We start from the raw sequence: 5,835 nt of genomic DNA on the forward strand, positions 1-5,835 counted from the left end.
CATCCGGAACCGGCATCGACAAGCCAGACATCCGCATCCTCCCCTGTGACGTTTCCCGGATATTGCGGTCGTGCCGGGCCCGGCGCAAGGCGGCCGGCCCGCGCCGAACTGCCGCCCCCGGCCGTCCGCGCCGGCGCGGCCGCGGCGCGTCAGCCGCGCCCGGCCCGCTCGGCGAGGCGCGTGGCCTCCTTGCCATAGACCTCCTCGTAGTGATCGAAGGCCGCATCGAAATACCCGGTGCCCTGGGTCGCCGAGCGCAGCAGGTGCGGCAGCTCGCCGAGCACGCTGCCGGGCAGCAGCGCGCGGAACTCGTCCCAGCCGCGCCCCGCCGGGTCGCGCTCGAAGCCGAGCACCTGCCCGTGCAGCGAGGCGACCATCGGCACCAGCGCGCCGCTGAACACCGAGGGGATGTGGCAGGTGACCAGGTGGATCGGCTGCAGCAACACCGGCGCCGCCTCGCCGAGGCCCTGCGCCACCCCGGCGCGCCCGGCGGTGCGGAAGGCGAAATCCGAGCTGTCGACCGAGTGGTGCTGCCCGTCATGCAGCGTGACCCGCACGTCGATCACCGGAAAGCCGAGCGGACCCCGCTCCATCGCATCCTGTGCCCCGGCCTCGACCGAGGGGATGTAGTTGCGCGGCACCGCACCGCCCTTCACCTCCTCGTCGAAGCTGAACCCCGCGCCGCGCGCGGCCGGCGCGATGCGCAGCCTCACATCGGCGAACTGGCCGGCGCCGCCGGTCTGCTTGCGGTGGCGGTAATGCACCTCGGCGCTGCGCGTGATGGTCTCGCGGTAGAGGTCGGCCACCGCGTCGTCGGTGACCTCGATGCCGAAGATCTCGCTCAGCCGGCCCGAGAGCTCGCGCAGATGCATCGGCCCCTGCACGCGCACGATGGGCCGCCCGCTCTTGTCCTCCTTGGCGATCTCCAGCCCCGGCTCGTCCTCGGCGAGGCGGTTCAGCAGGGTCGAGAGCTTGGCCTCGTCGCGCTCGTTCACCGGGGCCAGCACCCGGGCGAGCATCGGCAGCGGCGAGACCGCCCAGCCCGGCGGGTCGATCACGCCGTCGGCGCCGAACAGCCGCCCGGTGTGCAGATGGTCGGACTTCACCGCGCCGAGCACCATGCCCGGGGCGATCTCGGCCCCGGTCTTGCCCTCGCCGAGATCGAGCAGGCTGCCGATCGCCTCGCCGCCGACCCGGGCGCCGATCTTCACCCCCTCGCCGAGGGCGCGCAGGAACACCACCTTGCCCATGTGCCGGCGATGATCGGCATGGAAGGACACCGCAAGCGGCTCGGCGCCGGCCTCGGCCGCGAGGCGGGCACGCAGCACGGCGGCCTCGGGCACCTCGTGGCGCAGCGCCTTGGTGAGCCGCAGGATGCCGTTGCCATTGGCCGCCGAGCCGAGCAGCGCCGGCACCACGTTGCCCTCGGTCAGCATCTTCTTGCAGATCTCGTAGACCGCGCCGGCGGCCGGCTCGCGCTCCTCGATCAGCTCCTCGAGCAGCCAGTCGTCGAGCTCCGAGAGCTCTTCCAGCAGGCTCTCCCGGGCCTCGTGCTCGCGCTCGGCGGCGCTCTCGGGGATCTCGATCAGCGCCGAGGACTGGCCCTTGCGGTATTGCCAGGCACGCTCGGAGATCACGTCGATGGCGCCGATGATCGCGCCGTCGCGGCGGATCGGGATCTGCCGCAGCACGATCGGATGGGTGGCATAGTCCTGCAGCGCGGCGACCACGTCGCGCACCCGGCCCTCGGCCTCGTCCATCCGGTTGATGAAGAGCAGCGTCGGCGTGCCCGAGGCCTCCGCGGCGCGGAGATAGGGCGCCGCCAGCACCGCGTGGTCGGGGTCCGGCGGCACGCAGATCACCGCCGCATCGGCGGCGAGCATCGCGGTGCGGCAATCCGGCAGCCGTTCGATCGAGCCGGGGCAGTCGATCACCGCCCAGCCCTCGCCGCTGAGCTGGAGCCGATGCAGGGTCAGGCCACGCCCGAGATCGGTCTTCACCGCGCCCGGCTCCTGCGCGGCCAACCGCTCGGCAAGCGTCGTCTTCCCGCCATGCGGCGGACCCATGATCGTGATGCAGCGCATTCCCGGCCTCCCCATTCTTCCTGCGGGCGGTTATCCGCCTCGTGTCCGTTCCGCGGGGAGCGGTCGATGCAACCCCGCGACCGATCCCGTCAGCTTGACCCTTGCGGCCGCCCATGTCGAGCCGGTCGGGGCCGACGCGGCGTCAGAGCGCGCCCGGTGCCGGCCGCCCGCCGCGCCCGGTCCGATTTCGCGTTGCGCCGGAAGACCGCTGGCGTTAGGCCGGCGCCAACCGTCCGGCCCGAGAGGCCCTTGCGACAGAGCCCAGCCATGCCGACAGCAGCCGCAGGCCGCCTCACCGGCGCCGAACGCCTCGCCCTCGCCGCGATCCTCGCCTATGCCGCCTATGGCGTGGTCACCGCCGTCTCCGGCTTCGCCACCGACAGCGACAGCGCCCGGATCTGGCTGCGCCCGATGACCCTGCTCGACGGCGTCTACACGCCGAGCCGCACCACGGGCTTCCCGCTCTACGAGGTGCTGGTGGTGGGCCTGCGCGGGCTCGGCGCCGGCCTGACCGCGGTCAATCTCGTGACCCTCGGGATCGGGCTCGGCGCCTTCGCGGTGCTCTGGCGGGGCCTGCCGGCGGGGCGGCCGCGCGCCTTCGCGATCCTGATCCTGGCGATGACCCCCGCGGTCTTCGTCAACGCCTCGGCGCTGATGGAGACCAATCTCGCGCTCCTGCTGGCGGCAGCCTACCTGCTCGCGATGTTCCGCGACCGGCTCGGCGGCGCGCCGCGGCCCGCGCCGTCGCCGCTCGCCCCGCTGCCGCTGCTGCTCGGCCTCGCGCTGGTGCTGACGCGGATCGACAGTGCGATCCTGGTGGTCGCGGCCAGCGGCGCGCGGCTCGCGATCACCGGCGACCGGCGCTTCCTGCTGCATCTCGCGGCGGTGGGGCTGGGCGCCTTCGCCGTCTATGCGGCGCTGCATGGCGGGATCGGCTTCCTCGTCCAGCCGGGCCAGCACCTGATCGACGACCCGCTCCCGCGCAAGCTCGCCAAGGCCGCGGTCGGCGGCTTCGCGGCGCTCTGGACCGCCGGTGCGGCGGCGCTCGCGGTGGTGCTGCTGGCCCTGCCCCGGATGGGCCGCGACTGGCAGGTGCTGCTCGGCATTGCCACGCTGCTCTATGCGGCGCGCTATCTGATGCTCTCCGACGAGGTCGAGTATCTCAACGGCTGGCTGCTGCTCGTCGCCCTCGCCGCGGCGGTGCATGCGCGCCGGGCCGAGGCGCGGCTGGCGCTGCCCGTGGCGGCGTTGGGGCTGGCGGTCTCGGTCTCGCTCTTCGTCAGGACCGACCCGCTGGCCGACGGCTATGCGCTGCGCCCGCAGCTCACCGCTCCGGCCTGGCTGCAGGAGGCGCGCCGCCGCGCCGAGCTGCACCGGGGCACCGACCCGGCCTTCTGGGAGGCGGCGCGGGCGCTGACCGGCCTCGGCGTCGCCCCGCCGATCGTCTCCACCGAGCTCACCGGCCCGGCACGCCGCGAGATCGCGGTGTTCCGCAACGGCGCCTACAAGTTCCTCAGCGCGCGCTGGTCGGTGGATCTGGAGGCGCGCGAAAGGGTGGTCCTCTGCGACGCGCATCTGCGGCAGACCCGCGGCTGGCGGCAGCTCCGCGCCCTGCACGCGCGCACCCTGCTGGGCAACCCGGCCAGGCTGTCAGGCACCCGCTGCACCGAGCTCGCGCCGCCCTTCACCACCGACCGCTTCGCCGAAACCGCGCGCGGCTTCTTCCGCTGAGCCCCGGCATGCCTCCCGGAGGCGCCCGTCCGGCCCGTGCATCCCGGCCTCGCCCGCGGCCCGCGCCTCGGACATCGGGCATGATGCCGACATTGCCGCGGGCACGGCCCGGCCCGTGCTGCCGGGTCTGATCCGAGCGATCGGGGCGGCGACCGGCCGGGCACCACCGGCATCCCCCGCCTGCCCTGCCTAGTCGAATTTCAGCTCCGCCTCGGCCACCCCGAGCGCCTTCGCCAGCCGGCCGAGCCGGCTCTGCACCGCGTCGCTGTCGGGCAGATCGTCGAGCGCGCTGACATCGATCCGCACCGCGTTCGCCTCGATCTCGAGCCTCGTGCGGTCGAGCAGCGCCGGCATGCTGCCGGAAAGCCGGTAGGCGAGCTGCAGCGCCCGGCCGAGGATCTGCGCCCGGCGCAAGGCGCTCGACGGCAGCGCCCGGCGCACGCGGGCCAGCATCGCATCGTCGAACTTGCCGTTGTGCCGGGCATGCAGCGCGACCGCGAGGAACACCCGTTCGGCATGGCTGATCCCGATGAAGGGCAGATGCAGCACCCGGCGGAAGATCTCGGCGGCGCGGAAGCCGCCATGCTCGCGCCAGGCGATGTCGGAGAGCGCGCAGGCGGCGAGCCGCAGGCGCCGGTCGGCGGCGCTCTCGGCCGGGAACAGACGGTCGGTCCAGCGCTCCAGCGCCCCGGCGAATTCCGGCACCCGGGCACGCGCGATGCCGAAGCTCTGCGCGCCCTCGATCAGCGGATCGAGGTAGCGCTCCTCCTCCGGCAGCAGCGAATAGAGCCAGCCCTCGCGCAGCCCGAGGGCGGAGAACACCACCCGCTCCGGCTTCAGCGCCTTCAGCACCCGGTCGAGCACCAGCGCCGAGGCCGGCAGCGTCTCGATCCGCCGCGAGGGGACATCGGGCAGTGCCGCCACCTCCTCGGGGCTGGCGCGGGCGATCCGCTTGGCCATCAGGCGCGCCTCGCGGACCTCCATCTCCATGCCCTGCGGCATCGGGCAGAGCGGCACCTGCTCGGCGATGGTGATCCGGGCGAGCGCGCGCCAGCCGCCGCCCACGGCGTAGAACACCGGATCGGTCAGCAGGGGCGGCAGCGCGTCGCGCAGGATCTCGTCGATGCGGGCCTTCGCGGCGCCGTAGCCCTCGGCCAGGAGCTCGGTCACCGGCAGCGCGCCGAGCGGCATGCTCACCGAGCGCTCGCCCACCCGGTCGTCGAGCACCTCGGCGATCTCGAGGCTGCCGCCGCCGATATCGCCCATCAGCCCGTGCGGCCGGTAGAAGCCCGAGATCACGCCCAGCCCGCTGTAATGGGCCTCCTCGTGGCCGTCGAGCAGGCGCACCTCGGCGCCGCAGCGCTCGCGGATGCCCTCGATCAGCACATGCCCGTTGGGCGCGCGGCGCACCGCCTCGGTGGCCAGCACGTCGATCCGCTCCACCTCCATGGCGCGCGAGATCGCGAAGAACCGCTCCACCGAGCGCAGCGCGTGCTCGACGGCCTCGGGATCGAGCCGGCCCTCGGCATCGCGCCCGGCGCCGAGCCGGCAGAAGGACTTCTCGTTGAAGCGGGGAAACGGCGCCCGGCTGAGCTGGTCGTAGACCACGAGGCGCACCGAGTTCGAGCCGATGTCGACCACCGCGACATGCGCGCCCGGCGGGCCGACGAAGCGGCGATGATCGAGCGAGAGGGGCCGGTCGGCCGCTGCTCTGCTGTCTGCCATGCGGCATCCCCCTGTCCGGCGGTGCGGCCGTTCCCGGGCCGGTCACCCTCACTGATCCTGTCCTGTTCGGCGCGCGCTGGCCAGTGGTTAGAGCAGGTCTGCCTGTCGCACCCCCCCTGTTCCGGGCCTGGGTCAGTGCGCCCTGAGGTTTGCGGCCTGTTTTGCGCGGCGGGTTATTTCCTGCCAGTTTCCGGCCTTGAGTGTGTCGCGGGGTGCGATCCAGGTTCCGCCGACGCAGAGGACGTTTGGCAGCGCGAGGTAGTGCGGGGCGTTTTCGGGGGTGACGCCGCCGGTC

At 73.4% G+C, this 5,835-nt stretch carries 3 protein-coding genes and 1 pseudogene; 1 reads left to right on the top strand and 3 read right to left on the bottom strand.

All coding sequences use genetic code 11. The features are described 5' to 3' along the window. Positions 1-149: 149 nt before the first annotated feature. Positions 150-2,084: an elongation factor G gene (locus QSJ97_RS24110; protein WP_285675034.1), complete on the bottom strand. Its 1,935-nt coding sequence runs from the start codon at positions 2,082-2,084 to the stop codon at positions 150-152. A gap of 267 nt (positions 2,085-2,351) precedes the next feature. Between QSJ97_RS24110 and QSJ97_RS24115 the strand changes: the two genes are divergently transcribed. Further along, a complete protein-coding gene (locus QSJ97_RS24115) occupies positions 2,352-3,815 on the top strand; it encodes a hypothetical protein (protein ID WP_285675035.1) in 1,464 nt (487 codons plus the stop codon). Positions 3,816-4,004: 189 nt separating this feature from the next. Here QSJ97_RS24115 and QSJ97_RS24120 read toward each other — a convergent pair whose 3' ends face one another. Then, positions 4,005-5,540, bottom strand: a complete 1,536-nt coding sequence (locus QSJ97_RS24120; protein ID WP_285675037.1) for a Ppx/GppA phosphatase family protein — start codon at positions 5,538-5,540, stop codon at positions 4,005-4,007. A 132-nt stretch (positions 5,541-5,672) separates the two neighbouring features. Beyond that, positions 5,673-5,835, bottom strand: a pseudogene (locus QSJ97_RS24125) (keto-deoxy-phosphogluconate aldolase); the annotation flags it as partial.

Source organism: Paralimibaculum aggregatum (genome assembly GCF_030270585.1).
GTDB classification, from domain to species: domain Bacteria; phylum Pseudomonadota; class Alphaproteobacteria; order Rhodobacterales; family Rhodobacteraceae; genus Thermohalobaculum; species Thermohalobaculum aggregatum.

Coding starts and splice junctions, on each gene's coding strand:
- QSJ97_RS24115 (WP_285675035.1), top strand. CDS start 2,352: ATGCCGACAGCAGCCGCAGGCCGCCTCACCGGCGCCGAACGCCTCGCC.
- QSJ97_RS24110 (WP_285675034.1), bottom strand. CDS start 2,084: ATGCGCTGCATCACGATCATGGGTCCGCCGCATGGCGGGAAGACGACG.
- QSJ97_RS24120 (WP_285675037.1), bottom strand. CDS start 5,540: ATGGCAGACAGCAGAGCAGCGGCCGACCGGCCCCTCTCGCTCGATCAT.